This is a genomic window from Streptomyces sp. NRRL F-4489, assembly GCF_001509485.1.
Lineage (GTDB): Bacteria > Actinomycetota > Actinomycetes > Streptomycetales > Streptomycetaceae > Streptomyces.
The window spans coordinates 119,379-135,387 of the sequence record NZ_LLZI01000232.1 but is presented as its reverse complement, the minus strand read 5'-3'; the positions used below and the strand labels follow the sequence as shown (position 1 = coordinate 135,387).

General features: G+C 74.7%; 15 protein-coding genes. 11 read left to right on the top strand and 4 right to left on the bottom strand.

The window, feature by feature from the left end:
• Position 1 precedes the first annotated feature (1 nt).
• Positions 2–1,798 carry an AMP-dependent synthetase/ligase gene (locus ADL22_RS20610; RefSeq protein ID WP_066981591.1) on the bottom strand — a complete coding sequence of 599 codons (1,797 nt, stop codon included), beginning with the start codon at positions 1,796–1,798 and terminating at the stop codon, positions 2–4.
• A gap of 272 nt (positions 1,799–2,070) precedes the next feature.
• Between ADL22_RS20610 and ADL22_RS20605 the strand changes: the two genes are divergently transcribed.
• The 6 genes from ADL22_RS20605 (at position 2,071) to ADL22_RS20580 (ending at position 7,191) form a co-directional block, all read left to right on the top strand.
• Entirely contained in the window at positions 2,071–2,847 is a 777-nt protein-coding gene (locus ADL22_RS20605; RefSeq protein ID WP_066981586.1) for a metallophosphoesterase family protein, read from the top strand.
• A gap of 170 nt (positions 2,848–3,017) precedes the next feature.
• Positions 3,018–3,500, top strand: a complete 483-nt coding sequence (locus tag ADL22_RS20600) for an SRPBCC family protein (protein WP_066981584.1) — start codon at positions 3,018–3,020, stop codon at positions 3,498–3,500.
• A 2-nt stretch (positions 3,501–3,502) separates the two neighbouring features.
• Entirely contained in the window at positions 3,503–4,720 is a 1,218-nt protein-coding gene (locus ADL22_RS20595) for an ArsA family ATPase (RefSeq protein ID WP_066981582.1), read from the top strand.
• A gap of 162 nt (positions 4,721–4,882) precedes the next feature.
• Positions 4,883–5,368 (top strand): DUF5304 domain-containing protein, encoded by a 486-nt coding sequence (locus tag ADL22_RS20590; RefSeq protein WP_066981579.1) that lies wholly within the window; start codon positions 4,883–4,885, stop codon positions 5,366–5,368.
• 60 nt (positions 5,369–5,428) lie between these two features.
• Complete coding sequence (locus tag ADL22_RS20585; protein WP_066981577.1) at positions 5,429–6,370, top strand: ROK family glucokinase; 942 nt, start codon at positions 5,429–5,431, stop codon at positions 6,368–6,370.
• Positions 6,371–6,375: 5 nt separating this feature from the next.
• Positions 6,376–7,191 (top strand): endonuclease/exonuclease/phosphatase family protein, encoded by an 816-nt coding sequence (locus ADL22_RS20580; protein ID WP_159048697.1) that lies wholly within the window; start codon positions 6,376–6,378, stop codon positions 7,189–7,191.
• Positions 7,192–7,227: 36 nt separating this feature from the next.
• Here ADL22_RS20580 and ADL22_RS20575 read toward each other — a convergent pair whose 3' ends face one another.
• Together ADL22_RS20575 and ADL22_RS20570 are read right to left on the bottom strand one after the other, a co-directional pair.
• Positions 7,228–7,824: a hypothetical protein gene (locus ADL22_RS20575; RefSeq protein ID WP_066981574.1), complete on the bottom strand. Its 597-nt coding sequence runs from the start codon at positions 7,822–7,824 to the stop codon at positions 7,228–7,230.
• Positions 7,811–8,608 (bottom strand): alpha/beta hydrolase, encoded by a 798-nt coding sequence (locus ADL22_RS20570; RefSeq protein WP_066981571.1) that lies wholly within the window; start codon positions 8,606–8,608, stop codon positions 7,811–7,813. Before ADL22_RS20570 ends, ADL22_RS20575 begins: the two co-directional genes overlap by 14 nt.
• 205 nt (positions 8,609–8,813) lie before the next feature.
• Between ADL22_RS20570 and ADL22_RS20565 the strand changes: the two genes are divergently transcribed.
• The 5 genes from ADL22_RS20565 to ADL22_RS20545 all read left to right on the top strand — a co-directional run bounded on the left by ADL22_RS20565 (position 8,814) and on the right by ADL22_RS20545 (position 14,055).
• A complete protein-coding gene (locus ADL22_RS20565; protein ID WP_066981568.1) occupies positions 8,814–9,521 on the top strand; it encodes a lysophospholipid acyltransferase family protein in 708 nt (235 codons plus the stop codon).
• A gap of 265 nt (positions 9,522–9,786) precedes the next feature.
• Entirely contained in the window at positions 9,787–11,016 is a 1,230-nt protein-coding gene (gene macS, locus ADL22_RS20560) for a MacS family sensor histidine kinase (RefSeq protein ID WP_066981732.1), read from the top strand.
• Positions 11,013–11,708 (top strand): response regulator, encoded by a 696-nt coding sequence (locus ADL22_RS20555; protein WP_066981565.1) that lies wholly within the window; start codon positions 11,013–11,015, stop codon positions 11,706–11,708. The genes macS and ADL22_RS20555 overlap by 4 nt, the downstream gene beginning before the upstream one ends.
• Positions 11,709–11,894: 186 nt before the next feature.
• Positions 11,895–12,923, top strand: a complete 1,029-nt coding sequence (locus tag ADL22_RS20550) for a 6-phosphofructokinase (protein WP_066981562.1) — start codon at positions 11,895–11,897, stop codon at positions 12,921–12,923.
• Between the two features lie 115 nt (positions 12,924–13,038).
• Entirely contained in the window at positions 13,039–14,055 is a 1,017-nt protein-coding gene (locus tag ADL22_RS20545) for a 2-hydroxyacid dehydrogenase (protein ID WP_066981560.1), read from the top strand.
• On the opposite strand, the gene ADL22_RS20540 is transcribed toward ADL22_RS20545, so the two are convergent.
• Positions 14,021–15,985 (bottom strand): anthranilate synthase family protein, encoded by a 1,965-nt coding sequence (locus ADL22_RS20540; protein WP_066981557.1) that lies wholly within the window; start codon positions 15,983–15,985, stop codon positions 14,021–14,023. The two genes, ADL22_RS20545 and ADL22_RS20540, sit on opposite strands and share 35 nt — an antisense overlap.
• Positions 15,986–16,009: the final 24 nt, after the last annotated feature.

Here is a 16,009-nt window from a genome sequence, read left to right as displayed (position 1 = left end):
CCTACCCCCGGTAGATCGCCTCGATCTCCTCCGCGAAGTCCTTGGCGACGACGTTCCGCTTCAGCTTCAGCGACGGCGTCACATGGCCGGATTCCTCGGTGAACTGGGTCGGCAGGATGCGGAACTTGCGGACCGACTCGGCCTTGGAGACCGCCGCGTTGCCGTCGTCCACCGCCCGCTGGACGGCGGCCAGCAGCTCGGGGTCCTGGGCGAGCTGGGCGGGCGTGGCGCCGGCCGGGTGGCCGTGCTCCTCGGCCCAGCGGGGCAGGAACTCCTCGTCCAGGGTGATCAGCGCGCCGATGAACGGGCGGCCGTCGCCGACCACCATGCACTCGGCGATCAGCGCGTGGGCGCGGATGCGGTCCTCGATGACGGCCGGGGCGACGTTCTTGCCGCCGGCGGTGACGAGTATCTCCTTCTTGCGGCCGGTGATGGCGAGGTAGCCGTCCTCGTCGAGGGTGCCGAGGTCGCCGGTGTGGAACCAGCCGTCGGAGAGCGCTTCCTGAGTGGCCGTCGGGTTGTTCCAGTACTCGGTGAAGAGGTGCTCGCCGTGCAGCAGCACCTCGCCGTCGTCGGCGATCCGGACCACCGAGCCGGGCAGCGGCTGGCCGACCGTGCCGATCTTCTGCCGGTCCCAGGGGTTGAACGCGGTGGCCGCGCAGGACTCGGTCAGCCCGTAGCCCTCCAGGGCGGTGAAGCCGATACCGCGGTAGAAGTGGCCCAGCCGCTCGCCGAGCGGGGCGCCGCCGGAGATGGCGTGGGTGGCCCGGCCGCCGAGCACCGCCCGCAGCTTGCCGTAGACCAGCCGGTCGAAGACCTTGTACTTCACCTTCAGGCCGAACGACGGGCCGCCGGGGGTGTCCAGCGCCCGGCTGTAGGCGATCGCGGTCTCCGCCGCCTTGTCGAAGATCTTGCCCTTGCCGTCCGCCTGCGCCTTGGCCCGCGCGGAGTTGTAGACCTTCTCGAAGACCCGGGGGACGCCCAGGATCATCGTCGGCCGGAAGGAGGCCAGGTCGTCGGTGAGGTTCTTGATGTCCGGGGCGTGGCCCAGCTTGATCGGCGCCATCAGCGAGGCGACCTCGACCAGCCGCCCGAAGACGTGCGCGACGGGGAGGAAGAGCAGCACCGAGGACTCGCCGGTGCGGAAGAGGGGGCGCAGCCGCTCGACGACGTTGCCGCACTCGGCGAAGAAGCTGCGGTGGCTGAGCACGCAGCCCTTGGGGCGGCCGGTGGTGCCGGAGGTGTAGACGATGGTGGCGGGGGAGTCCGCGTCGGCCAGCGCGCTGCGCTCATCGACCTCCGCGTCGGTGATGCCGTCGCCGGCGGCCCGCAGCCGGGCGAGCGCGTCGCGTTCGATCTGCCAGACGTGCGCCAGCTGCGGCAGCCGGTCGCGGACCGCTTCCACGGTCGCCTCGTGGTCGGGGGTCTCCACCAGGCAGGCCACCGCGCCGGAGTCGCCGAGGATCCACTGGATCTGCTCGGCGGAGCTGGTCTCGTAGACCGGGACGGTGATCGCGCCGGCGCTCCAGATGGCGAAGTCCAGCAGCGTCCACTCGTAACGGGTGCGCGACATCAGGCCGACCCGGTCGCCGGGCCGGATGCCGGAGGCCATCAGCCCCTTGGCCGCGGCGCGGACCTCGGCGAGGAAGGCGGCGGCGGTGACGTCCTGCCAGACGCCGTCCACCTTCCGCCCCAGGACCGCGACATCCGGGTACTGCGCGGCGTTGCGGCGGATCAGGTCCGTCAGATTGCCGTCCGCGGGGACCTCGTACAGGGCCGGAAGGCTGAACTCGCGCAAGACTGCTGCTCCTCGAAAGCGCCGGCACCACGACGCTGTGTGCGCACCGGCTGCGGTCCATGATCATGCGGGGGGAGTGGACGGCCCGGACGTTACCCATCGGTATTGGTTTTGGGATAGGGGGTCACGGCCAGATGTTCGATGCGTCACATGCTGCGGACACGTCATGGGGACGCACGCGCAGACTAGTCCAGCGCCCTGGTGACCCGAAAGTAACCAAAGGGGACACCCTCGGCCTCCCGGGCCCGCGCCCGGCGATCTAGGGTGGCGCCATGCGCGTGCATGTGGTCAGTGACGTCCATGGGAACAGCCGGGACCTGGCGGCGGCCGGGGACGGCGCCGACGCCCTGGTCTGCCTCGGCGACCTCGTCCTCTTCCTCGACTACGCCGACCATTCGCGCGGCATCTTCGCCGACCTCTTCGGCGCGGCCAACGCCGACGCCCTGGTCGAGCTGCGCACCGCCCGCCGCTACGACGAGGCCCGCGCGCTCGGCCGCCGCCTCTGGGCCGAGGTGGACGCCAGCGGCGCGAGCCGGGAGGAGGTCATCGAGGGCGCGGTCCGCCGCCAGTACGCCGAGCTCTTCGCCGCCTTCCCCACCCCCACCTACGCCACCTACGGCAATGTCGACATCCCGCGCCTGTGGCCGGAGTACGCCGGGCCCGGCACCACCGTCCTGGACGGCGAGCGGGTGGAGATCGGCGGCCGGGTCTTCGGCTTCGTCGGCGGCGGCCTGACCACCCCCATGAAGACGCCGTACGAGATCAGCGACGAGGAGTACGCCGCCAAGGTCGAGGCGGTCGGCGAGGTGGACGTGCTGTGCACCCACATCCCGCCGGACGTCCCCGAGCTGTGCTACGACACCGTCGCCCGCCGCTTCGAACGCGGCAGCCGCGCGCTGCTCGCCGCCATCCGGCGCACCCGCCCCCGCTACGCCCTCTTCGGCCACGTCCACCAGCCGCTGGTCCGCCGGGCCCGGATCGGCGGTACGGAATGCGTCAATGTCGGGCACTTCAACGCGACCGGCCGGCCCTACGTGCTGGAGTGGTGAGGCCCGCCGCGGCGGGGCCCGCTGGTGTCCGCGCGGGATCCGCCGCGCGGTAGCCTTCAGCAGCGTAAAGACGCGGCAGCAGGCGGAAGCACGCGGCAGGGCGCGGCGGAAGACCGCGCCAGTGCCGGTCCGGGCGGTCCGGCCGGCATCGGTATGGAGGAGTCACGGCGATGGCCGAACACACCAGCTCGAACATCACGATCGAGGCGGCACCGGCCGAGGTGATGGCCGTGATCGCCGACTTCGACCGCTACCCGGAGTGGACCGGCGAGGTCAAGCAGGCCGAGATCCTGGAGACCGACGACCAGGGCCGCGCCCGCAAGGTCCGCTTGGTGCTGGACGCCGGCGCCATCAAGGACGACCACACCCTCGCCTACACCTGGACCGGCGGCGACGAGGTCAGCTGGTCGCTGGTCAAGTCGCAGATGCTGCGCGCCCTCGACGGCTCGTACCGCCTCACCCCGCTGGACGGCGGCACCCGCACCGAGGTCACCTACCAGCTCACCGTCGACGTCAAGATCCCGATGCTCGGCATGATCAAGCGCAAGGCCGAGAAGGTCATCATCGACCGCGCGCTGGCCGGCCTGAAGAAGCGCGTCGAGGGCGGCCCCGCGGCCGCCTCCGCGTCCGCCGACGAGGCCGAGAAGCGCTGAGCGTGCGGACCGTCCTCGTCACCGGCCCCGGCGGCGCGGGCCGCACCACGCTCGCCGCGGCGACCGCCCTGGCCGGTGCCCGGCAGGGCGCGCGGACGCTGCTGCTCACCACCCAGCGCAGCGCCCCCGAGCTGGTCCTCGGTGCCCGCCCCGGTGTCGCCGAGGCCGCCCCCATAGCCGGGGCGCCCGGCCTGTACGCCCGCCGGATCGACCCCGCCGACCGCTTCCGCCAGGAGTTCCTCGCCTTCCAGGAGCGGGCCGGCGCCGCGCTCGACCTGCTCGGCGCGGCCCCCCTGGACGAGGACGAACTCACCGAACTCCCCGGCTCGGAGTCGTTCGCGCTGCTGCACGCGCTGCGCGCCGCGCACGCCTCGGGCTCCTGGGACCTGCTGGTGGTGGACGCGCCGCCGGCCGCTGAAACGATCCGGCTGCTGGCCCTGCCCGCCCAGGTCCGCCGCTACCTCCGCCGCCTGCTGCCGCCCGAGCGCCAGGCCGCCCGCGCCCTGCGCCCGGTCCTCGCCCAGCTCGCCGGCGTCCCCATGCCGGCCCAGAAGCTCTACGAGGCCGCCGAGCGCTGGGAGGCCGAACTCGCCGCCGTCCAGCGGGTGGTGGACGCCCCCGGCACCTCCGTACGGCTGGTCACCGACGCCGGGCCGGTTGCCACCGCCGCCCTGCGCACCCTGCGCGCCGGACTCGCCCTGCACGGCCGCCGCACCGACACCGTGCTGGTCAACCGCCTGCTGCCGACCGGCTCCGCCGACCCGTTCCTGGCCGGGCTCTCCGGCGGCCAGCAGGCCGCCCTGAAGGCCATCCGCGAGGAGTTCCCGGACGTCCCGGTGCACGAGGTCCCGCACCTGGGCCGCGACCCGCAGGGCGTCGAGGAGCTGACCGCGCTGCTCGACGGCGCCGGCGGCGGCGTCACCCCGCCGCCCCCGCCCGCCGCCCCCGCCGACCCCTGGACCGTCGAGGACCGGCTGGCCGCCGAGGGCCTGCTGCTGTGGCGGGTGCCGCTGCCCGGCGCCCGGCGGGACGGCCTCGGCCTGGTCCGCCGCGGCGACGAGATCGTGGTGACGGTCGGCCGCTTCCGGCGGATCCGCACCCTGCCCTCCGCGCTGCGCCGCTGCACCGTCTCCGGCGCCGCGCTGCGCGACGGCACCCTGGAGATCCGCTTCACCCCGGACCCGGCCCTGTGGCCGCGGGGCGGTACGCCCGGCGCCTGAAGCCGGCCCCTCCGTACGCACGTCGCCCGGCGCCCCCGTTCCGGTACCGTCGAAGGCGTAAGCGTCACCGCCGTGCCGGTGCCCCGCGCGCTGCCTCCGGCACCGCACGGCAGCCGTCCGGTCCGCACCGTCCGCAGATCCGCAGGAGTCACGGAGTCCGCCATGAGTGATGCCACCGAGCGCCCCGCCGACCGCCGCGCCGCGCCGGACGCCGACGCCTGGGAGACCGCCTGCGCCGAGGACCTCGCCGCGGAGCAGGCCCGCCGCAAGGCCGCGTACGGCCCCCAGCCGGGCAGCGCCGCCGAGGAGCTGCGCCGGCTCGCCGAGGCGGTGACCGACAAGCTCTCCGCGATCCAGCTGCCCGGCGCGCTGGGCGGGATCGCCGCGAGCGGCGCGGTCGGCCGGCTGCTGCGCCAGGCCAAGGCCGCCGTCGAGCCGGTCGTCGAGCGCAACCCCGACGTCTTCGACCACCTCGCCGCGGCCGGCTCCGAACTCCTCGCCGCCTACCGCTCGGCCGTCGAGAGCGGCGAGCGCCGCTGGACCCGCGGCGAGGACCCCGCCGACCGCCCTTCCGGCCGCCCCGGCGGCCGCGCCGCCGACCCGCGCGACGACGGCCCGGCCGGCCCCGAGCGGATCGACCTCGACTGACGCTCCGTCCGCCTCCGGTACGGTGGGACCCGGCGGGGTTCGAGCGAAACTGAGGGACATATGGGACTCACCATCGGCGTCGACATCGGCGGCACGAAGATCGCGGCCGGCGTGGTCGACGAAGAGGGTTCGATCCTTGAGACGTGCAAGGTAGCGACCCCGCAAGCCACCGACGCGCTGACCGAGGCCATCGCGGACGCCGTCCGCACCGTCGGCGCCGGCCACCGGGTCGAGGCCGTCGGCATCGGCGCCGCCGGCTACGTCGACGAGAAGCGGGCCACGGTCCTCTTCGCCCCGAACATCGACTGGCGCCACGAACCGCTCAAGGACAAGGTCGAGCAGCGCGTCGGCCTCCCCGTCGTGGTCGAGAACGACGCCAACGCCGCCGCCTGGGGCGAGTACCGCTTCGGCGCCGGCCAGGGCCACAGCGACGTCATCTGCATCACCCTGGGCACCGGCCTGGGCGGCGGCATCATCATCGGCAACAAGCTCCGCCGCGGCCGCTTCGGCGTCGCCGCGGAGTTCGGCCACATCCGGGTCGTCCCGGACGGCCTGCTGTGCGGCTGCGGCAGCCAGGGCTGCTGGGAGCAGTACGCCTCCGGCCGCGCCCTGCTGCGCTACGCCCGCCAGCGCGCCTTCGCCACCCCCGAGCACGCCGAGGTGCTGCTCTCGCTGGGCGACGGCACGCCCGAGGGCATCCAGGGCCGGCACATCAGCCAGGCCGCCCGCCAGGGCGACCCGGTCGCCGTCGACTCCTTCCGCGAACTGGCCCGCTGGGCCGGCGCCGGCCTCGCCGACCTCGCCTCGCTCTTCGACCCGTCCGCGTTCATCGTCGGCGGCGGCGTCTCGGACGAGGGCGAACTGGTCCTGGACCCGATCCGCAAGTCGTTCCGGCGCTGGCTGGTCGGCAGCCAGTGGCGGCCGCACGCCCAGGTGCTCGCCGCCCAGCTCGGCGGCCGGGCCGGACTGGTCGGCGCGGCTGACCTGGCGCGCCAGGGCTGACACCGATGGCGGCCGAGCGCTCCGGACGGCCCGCGTCCGGCACGGGAGCGGGCCCCGCGCCCCTGCCCGCCGCCGGCGGACTCCCGCTGTCCGCCACCGAGGCGGACGGCTCCGCGGTGGTCCGGGTGCTCGGCTACAACATCCGCTCGCTGCGCGACGACCGGGCGGCGCTGGTCCGGGTCATCCGGGCCTGCGCCCCCGATCTCGTGCTGGTCCAGGAGGCGCCGCGCTTCTTCCGCTGGCGCAAGGCCGCCGAACGGCTCGCCCGCGCCGCCGGGCTGGTGTACGTCACCGGCGGCGCCACCGCCACCGGACCGATGATCCTGGCCACCCTGCGCGCCCACGTCGAGCGCGCCGAGGACGTGCTGCTGCCCCGCACCCCCGGGCTCCACCGCCGCGGTCTGGCCACCGCGGTGGTCCGGATCGCCGGGGCCCGGCTCGGGGTGGTCAGCTGCCATCTGAGCCTGTCCGAGCGGGAGCGGTACGGCCAGGCCGGGCTGCTGCTGGAGCGGGTCGCCGGACTGGACGCGCCGCACGCGGTGGTGGCCGGGGACCTCAACGACCGCCCGGACGGCCGGAGTTTCCGGCGGATCGCGGCGGCGCTCACCGACGGCTGGGCGGCCGCCCCGTGGGGCGAGGAGTTCACCTCCACCCCGCACGCGCCCCGGCAGCGGATCGACGCGGTGTTCGCCACCGGCGGGGTGGAGTTCCTCGGCTGCGGGGTGCCGCGCGGGCTGCCCGGGCTGCGGGACGCCGATCTGCTGGCCGCCTCGGACCATCTGCCCGTGCTGGCCGCGCTGCGGGTGCCGGCCGGCGGCTGACCGGCCGCGGGGCCGCGAGGCCCCGGGCGCGCCGGGTCAGACCACCGCGCCGCTGCCCGGCAGATCGTCGTCGTCCTCCCGGTCGTCTCCCATCCGGGCGAAGAGGGTGGCCAGCCCGCCCAGGAAGCCGCCGATGCCCAGCACCACCATCCACCACGTGAGCGGCTGCTGGAAGACGACCATGGCGATCAGCAGCAGCGGGCCGCCGAGCGCCGCGATCCAGGCGAACTTGGTGGTGGTGTCGGCGCGCGGCAGCGGCGGCGGCTCGGGCGGTGTGAAGTGGCCCTCGTCGGTCTCGTCGAAGTCGTCGTCGGACGGTTCGGACGGCGCCCAGTCGCGCGGCCCGACGCCGGGGGCGAAGACCACGAAGCTGCCGGGGCGGGACGGCGAGCCGTCGCCGGGCACCCCGCCGGCCGGGCGGGCCTCGGGGGCGCCGGCGGCCGCCTCGGGGGCGTCCGCGTCCGGGGCCTGCTTCTCGGACCGCTCCGCCTGGTCAGCCCCGTCGGACGCGGGCCGCTCCGGCCGGCCGTCCGCGGGGAACTCCGGCCGGTCGCCGTAGCCCGCGACGATCTCCGCCCACGCGGCCTCCTCGTCGAGCGGGTCCCGGGGATCGCGGGGGCTACGCTCCGCCACCGGCCGCCGCCCCCTCCTGGGCCGCCTCCGGCTCCGCCCCGCCGGTGAGCCGGGTGAGGAAGGCGTGGGTCTCCGCGAAGATCCGCTCCGCGTCGTGGTCGAGCGTGGCGACGTGGTAGCTGCGCTCCAGCAGGATCTGGCGGACGTCGGTGGACGAGACCCGGGCCAGGATCCGCTCGGAGTCGGCGGGCGGGACGACATGGTCCTGCGGGCTGGTCATCACCAGCAACGGCTGGGTGACGCGCGGGAGTTCGCCGTCCACCAGCTGGAAGAAGCGGCGCAGCGAATGCGCGGCGTGCAGCGGCACCCGGTCGTAGCCGACCTCCGTCCCGCCGGGCCGGGCGATGTCGCTGGCGATGCCCTTGGTGGAGCGGACGACGTGGCGCAGCACCGGCAGCAGCGGCGCCGCCGTGTCGTGGACCTTGTTGCCGGGGTTGACCACCGCGACCCCGCTGATGGTGTCGCCGTGCCGGGCGGCCAGCCGCAGCGCCAGCGCGCCGCCCATGGACAGCCCGCAGACGAAGACCCGCGTGCACCGCCCGGCCAGCGCGCGCAGTTCGCGGTCGACCTCGGCGTACCAGTCCTGCCAGGTCGTGAGCTGCATGTCCTGCCACCGGGTGCCGTGGCCGGGCAGCAGCGGGACGGTGACGCTCAGCCCGCGGTCGGCGAGGTACTCCGCCCAGGGGCGGACGGACTGGGGGGAGCCGGTGAAGCCGTGGCAGACGAGGACGCCGACGTCTCCGCCGTCACGGCGGAACGGCTCGGCCCCGGGGAGGAGCGGCACCGGTGGACTCCGATCGCTGAAAGGGGGCTGACGGTGATGTCAGGGTACGCAAAGTGACCGCGCCGGGGTAGGGCCGAGGCCGCCGGGAGCCGCGGCGTACGGGCCCCCGCGCGCTCTCCCGGGCCGCTTGCGGCCCCCGGCGCGCCGCGCGGGGGTTAAGGTCAGTGCGTCAGACACAGGAGGCAGTCGGTTGATCTACGGCGCAATGAAGTTTTCCATCGGCGGTCCGCTCAGGCTCGCGTTCCGTCCGTGGGTGGAAGGCATCGAGAACGTTCCCGCCGAGGGTCCGGCGATCCTCGCCAGCAACCACCTGTCCTTCTCGGACTCGTTCTTCCTGCCGGCGGTACTGGACCGCAAGGTCACCTTCATCGCCAAGGCGGAGTACTTCACCTCCCCTGGCCTCAAGGGCAAGCTGACCGCCGCGTTCTTCAAGGGCGTGGGGCAGCTGCCGGTGGACCGCTCGGGCGCCCGCGGCGCGGGCGAGGCGGCCATCAAGAGCGGGATCGAGGTGCTGGAGCGCGGTGAGCTGTTCGGCATCTACCCCGAGGGCACCCGCTCCCCGGACGGCCGGCTCTACCGCGGCAAGCCGGGCGGCCTCGCGCGCGTGGCGCTGGCCACCGGCGCGCCGGTCATCCCGGTCGCCATGATCGACACCGAGAAGGTCCAGCCGCCCGGCAAGGTCCTGCCGAAGATGGTCCGGCCCGGCATCCGGATCGGCAAACCGCTCGACTTCAGCCGCTACCAGGGCATGGAGGGCGACCGCTACATCCTGCGCTCGGTCACCGACGAGGTGATGTACGAGATCATGAAGCTCTCCGGCCAGGAGTACGTCGACATCTACGCGACCGCGGCCAAGCGGCAGATCGCGGAGGCCGCCAAGGCCGCCGAGGCGCAGAAGAAGGCAGAGGGCTGACGGCCCGGCGCGGCACGGCGGTACCGGCCGGCCGCGCCGGACGGGACGCTACGGACCGACGAGCCGAGACCGAGGGCCGGGGCGGTCCCCGGTGAGGGGTGGGGCCGGCATGACGGATGCCGACATGCACGACGTAGGGGCCGCGGGCGGCGGTATACGGGCCACGGACGTACGGGCCACGGACGTACGGACCGCGGGCGCACGGGTCGCGGGTGGACGGGCCGCGGGCGGTGGCCCGGAGGGCGGGGGCCGCGCGGTGCTGCGGATGTCCGTCGAGCTGCCGCTGTGGCGCGCGCTCACCGGCTACCGCGTACTGACCCTGGTCTACGCGCTGGTCCTGTGCGGCTTCTCGTACCGCCACTACGCGCATCCCCTGGGCGCCGCCGCCTACTTGGCGGTGCTCACCCTCTGGACCGCGCTGACCTGGCGCCGCACCACCTCCGCCGAACGCTGCACCCGCCGCTTCCTGCTCGCCGACCTCGGCCTGGCGGTCGCCGGGATCCTGCTCACCTACGTGGTCGACACCCAGGCCCGCATCATGGGCGGCGCGCCGACCCTGCCGTCCATCTGGACCGCGGGCGCCGTCCTGGGCTTCGCCATCAAGGGCGGCTGGCGGTGGGCGGCGGTGGCCTCCACCGTCGTGGCGGCGGCCAACCTCGCCGAGCGCCAGGAGCTGGCCCGGGACACCGTCCACAACGTGGTGCTGGTGTGGGTCGCCAGCGTCGCCATCGGCTACGTCGTCGAGGTCGCCCGGGCCAGTGAGCGCACCCTGGCCCGCGCCCTCCAGATCGAGGCCGCCACCCGGGAGCGGGAGCGGCTGGCCCGCGACATCCACGACAGCGTGCTCCAGGTGCTGGCGATGGTGCAGCGGCGCGGCGCCGCGATCGGCGGCGAGGCGGCGGAGCTGGGCCGGATGGCCGGCGAGCAGGAGGTGGCGCTGCGCACCCTGGTGGCCGGCGGGCCGGTGCCCCGGCAGCGGACCGCGCCACCGGCGGGCGCCCCGGCGGACGGCACCGGCCCGGCCCGGCCCGCGCCCCCGGAGTCCCCGGCCGCGCCGCGCGATGACGGGTCCTGCGACCTGCTCGCGCTGCTCACCCCGTACGCCGGCGCCGGCGTGACGCTGTCCGGGCCCGGCGCGCCGGTCGGGCTGCCGGCCGCCGCGGCCGCCGAGCTGGCCGCCGCTGTCAGTGCCGCGTTGGACAATGTCAGGGTGCACGTGGGGGCCGGTGCCCGCGCGTGGATCCTGGTGGAGGACGAGGGGGACGCGGTGATCGTGACGGTGCGCGACGAGGGCCCCGGCATCCCCGAGGGACGGCTCGCCGCGGCCGAGCGCGAGGGCCGCCTCGGCGTGGCGCTGTCGATCCGCGGCCGGCTGCGGGAGCTGGGCGGCAGCGCCGAGTGGATCTCGGTCCCGGGCCAGGGGACGGAAGTGGAGCTGAAGGTTCCCAAGGGCCGCGCGCCCGAGGGCGGACGACGGGGGAGGGCGCGCGCATGAGCGGCGCGGAGACAGACGGCGCGGACGGCGCGGCGGGCCTGCGGGTCATGGTGGTCGACGACCACCCGATGTGGCGGGACGCGGTCGCCCGCGATCTGGCGGAGGCCGGTTTCGAGGTGGTGGCCACGGCCGGCGACGGCCTCCAGGCGGTGCGCCGGGCGCGGGCCGCGGCGCCCGACGTGCTGGTGCTGGACCTCAATCTCCCGGGCCTGCCCGGCGTCCAGGTGTGCAAGGAGCTGGTCGGCGACGGCGCCGGGCCGCGGGTGCTGGTGCTCTCCGCCAGCGGTGAGCACGCCGACGTCCTGGAGGCGGTGAAGTCCGGCGCCACCGGCTATCTGCTGAAGTCCGCCAGCACCGGCGAGCTGCTCGACGCGGTCCGCCGGACCGCCGCCGGCGACCCGGTGTTCACGCCGGGCCTGGCCGGCCTGGTCCTCGGCGAGTACCGCCGCCTGGCCACCGAGCCCGCCCCCGCGGCCCCCGACGAGCCCGGCGCCCCCCGGCTGACCGACCGCGAGACGGAGGTACTGCGCCTGGTCGCCAAGGGGCTCTCGTACAAGCAGATCGCCGAGCGGCTGGTGATCTCCCACCGCACGGTGCAGAACCACGTCCAGAACACCCTCGGCAAGCTCCAGCTGCACAACCGCGTCGAGCTGGTCCGGTACGCCATAGAGCGCGGCCTGGACGGCGTCTGACGCCGCCGGGCCGCGTCCCGCCCCGCGCCCTTCCGCTCGTACGGGTGAACGCCTCGCGCCAACTCCCCTTCCGCGCAAGGGAGTCCGCATCCGCGCCATCCCGGAGTGACCCAGGTCACCATTAGCGTGACGCCGTCAGCTTTACGGACGGCCGTACGCGGCCACGGACGGGATGAAGGTGAAGCGATGCGGGTCGGAGTACTGACCGGCGGCGGCGACTGCCCGGGTCTGAACGCGGTGATCAGGGGCATCGTCCGCAAGGGCACCCAGGAGTACGGATACGACTTCGTCGGTTTCCGGGACGGCTGGCGCGGGCCCCTCCGGAACGTCACGGTACGGCTGGACATCCCGGCGGTGCGCGGCATCCTGCCCCGCGGCGGCACCATCCTCGGCTCGTCGCGGACCAACCCCTTCAAGGAGGAGGACGGGGTCCGCCGGATCAAGGAGACGCTCGCCAAGCACGAGACCGACGCGCTGATCGCGATCGGCGGCGAGGACACCCTCGGCGTCGCCGCCCGGCTCCACGAGGAGTACGGCGTGCCCTGCGTCGGTGTGCCCAAGACCATCGACAACGACCTCTCGGCCACCGACTACACCTTCGGCTTCGACACCGCCGTCGGCGTCGCCACCGAGGCCATCGACCGGCTGCACACCACCGCCGAATCGCATATGCGGGTCCTGGTCGTGGAGGTGATGGGCCGGCACGCCGGCTGGATCGCGCTCCACTCCGGCCTGGCCGGCGGCGCCAACGTCATCCTCATCCCGGAGCAGCGGTTCGACGTCGAGCAGGTCTGCCGCTGGATCGAGTCCCGCTTCAAGGCCAGCTACGCGCCGATCGTGGTGGTCGCCGAGGGCGCCATGCCCAAGGACGGCGACCTGGTCCTCAAGGACGGCAGCACCGACTCCTTCGGCCACGTCCGGCTCTCCGGCGTCGGCGAATGGCTGGCCAAGGAGATCGAGCAGCGCACCGGCAAGGAGGCCCGCACCACCGTCCTCGGCCACACCCAGCGCGGCGGCACGCCCAGCGCCTTCGACCGCTGGCTGGCCACCCGCTTCGGGCTGCACGCCATCGACGCGGTCAAGGACGCCGCCTTCGGGACGATGGTCGCGCTGCGCGGTACGGACATCGTCCGGGTGCCGCTCGGCGAGGCGACCGCCAAGCTGAAGACCGTCGATCCGGCGCTCTACAAGGAGGTCGGCGTCTTCTTCGGCTAGGGCCGCACCCACCCCCCGGGCGACGGCCGCGGACCGGTGATCCGTATACTCAAAAACGGCAAATCCGGTCAACTGTCGCGTCCGGGATGGCCGGCCGCGAGAAGCGGAGGGCAATGTGGAGATCGTCGCTTTCGGTGTCCAGGCGGACGAGCGGCCGCTCCTGGAGGCCGCGTTCGCCGGCCGGCACCAGGTCCGCTGCCTGGACATCTGCCTCGACCGCGACACCGCCCCCATCGCCCACGGCTACGAGGTCGTCTCCACCAGCGTCAACGACGACCTGAGCGCCGAGGTCCTGCAGACCCTCGCGGCCGGCGGCACCAAGATGGCCGCCCAGCGCTCCACGGGCTTCAACAACATCGATCTGGAGGCCGCGGCCGATCTCGGGATGACCATCGGCCGGGTCTCCTCCTACTCCCCGTACGCGGTCGCGGAGTTCGCCTGGCTGCTGGCGCTGGCGGTCGACCGGCGGCTGGTACCGGCCGCCCAGCGGACCCGGAACTTCGACTTCCGCCTGGACGGCCTGATCGGCCGCGATCTGCACGGCCGGACGGCCGGGGTGGTCGGCACCGGCCGGATCGGCACCGCCTTCGCCCGCATCGCCCACGGCTTCGGCATGCGGCTGCTCGGCTGGGACCTCACCGAGAACCCCGACTGCCGGGCGCTGGGCATGGCCTACGTCCCCCGGGAGCGGCTGTTCGCCGAGGCCGACCTCGTCAGCCTGCACGTCCCGCTGACGCCGGAGACCCGGCACCTGGTCGACGCCGCCGCGCTGGCCGCCATGAAGGACGACGCCATCCTGGTCAACTCCAGCCGCGGCGGCCTGATCGACACCGCGGCGCTGGTCGAGGTGCTCAAGGCCGGCCGGCTCGCCGGCGTCGGCCTGGACGTCTACGAGGAGGAGGCCGGGCTCTTCTCGTACGACAAGTCCATGGACGTCATCGGCGACGACGTGCTGGCCCGGCTGATGACGTTCTCGAACGTGCTGGTCACCTCGCACCAGGCGTACTTCACGCGGGAGGCGGTCGGCCAGATCATCGCCACCACCGTGGTGAACGTGGAGGACCATCTGGCCGGCCGCGCCAACGCCCATATGCTCGTCACACGAGGACAGCTGCCAGCAGCTGCGCGGTGACCGCGGCGCCGTCCAGGGTCAGCACCGACTCGGGGTGGAACTGCACCCCGGCGAAGCCCGGACCGCGCAGCGCGTGCACCTCGCCGGTGGCCTCGTCGCGGCTCAACTCCACGCGGTGCAGGGCGAGTTCGGTCGCCGTCCGGTCGTCGCAGCGGGCCGTGAAGGTGTTGTAGAAGCCCACCGTCTCGGGCCGCCCGAAGAAGTCGATCCGCTCCTGGGCGCCCTGGAACGGCACGTCCTTGCGCACCAGCGGCAGCCCCAGCTCGGCCGCGATCAGCTCATGGCCCAGGCACACCCCGAGCAGGCCGTGGCGGTGCCCGGCGAGCAGGTCCGCGGCGAGCGCGCGCAGGAAGCGCATCTTGGGGTCGGCGGCGTCGGACGGGTCGCCCGGGCCGGGGCCGAGCACCACCGGGCCCTGGTGCGCCAGGGCGGCCTCGCGCAGCCCGGGCTCGTCGTAGCGGCGCACGGTGACCGTCAGCCCGGAGGCCCGCAGCAGATGCGCCAGCATCGCGGTGAAGGTGTCCTCGGCGTCGATCACCAGGGCGTGGCCGCGCGGCCCGCCCGCAAGGTCCTCGGCCGGTCCGCCGGTGCGCATCCGCAGCCAGAACGGCGCCAGGTCGGCGCGGCGGGCGTCCAGCGCGGCCCGCACCCGCGGATCGTCGGCCAGCCGCGGCGCCGGCCCGGCCGCCGGGCGCGCGGGCGCCGGCCGGACGCCCAGCGCGGTGAGCACCCCGGCGGCCTTGGCGTGCGTCTCGGCGACCTCGCCGTACGGGTCCGAGGCGCGCACCAGGGTCGCGCCGACCGGGACCCGCAGCCGCCCGCCGGCGTCGATGTCGGCGGTGCGGATCAGGATCGGCGAGTCCAGCGTCTGCGCGCCGCTGGCGTCCCGGCCGAGCAGCGCCAGCGCGCCCGCGTAGTAGCCCCGCCCGCGCCCGTCCGCGCCGGCCGGCTCGTGGCGCTCGATGACCCGGCAGGCGTTCTGCACCGGCGAGCCGGTGACGGTGGCCGCGAACATGGTCTCCTTCAGCACCTCGCGGACGTCCAGGGTGGAGCGGCCGCGCAGCTCGTACTCGGTGTGCGCCAGGTGCGCCATCTCCTTGAGCCGGGGCCCGACCACCACCCCGCCCCGGTCGCCGACGGTGCACATCATCTTCAGCTCCTCGTCCACCACCATCGACAGCTCCTCGACCTCCTTGCGGTCGCCGAGGAACGCCAGCAGGCCGTCCGGGGTGGGCCCCTCGGCGGGATAGCGGTAGGTCCCGCTGATCGGGTTCATCACGACCGTCCCGCCGGCCATCCGGACGTGCACCTCGGGGCTGGCGCCGACCAGCGTGCGCAGGCCCGGCCGGTGCACCACGAACGTCCAGTACGCGCCGCGCTCGCCGGCCAGCAGCCGCCGGAACAGCGCCAGCGCGTCGGCCGCCGAGAAGTCCGGGATCTCGCCCCGGAAGGTCCGCCGGATGACGAAGTTGGCGCCCTCGCCGCTGCCGATCTCGTCCCGGACGACCCGCTCGACGATCTCCGCGTACGCCGCGTCGGACACGTCGAACGCGCCGTCCCCGACCCGCACCGGGTGCGCCGGGAGCGCCGCCAGCAGGTCGTCCAGCGCCACCTCATGGCACTCGGCGGGGCGCAGCACGGCCAGCGGGGTGCCGTCGTCGTGCGCCCGGAAGCCGCGCTCGCGGATCTGCCGGAACGGGACGAGGGCCAGCGCGTCGGTCACCGGGGCGCCGGGCGCGCCCTCGCCCAGCGGGATGTCGGCGAGGTGCTCGACCTCGGTGACCTCGCCGATCAGCACCTCTACGGTGCCGGCGTCCCGGCCGGGGGAGCGGCGGCGGAGCAGGGCGAAGGGCGGGCAGGCGGGGTCGAGGAGGCGGCGGACCAGGGCGGCGGCGTCCGGCCGGGGCGCGGCGGGGGTCTCGGGGTGCATGGCGGTTCCTTCCAGCTGTGGGGG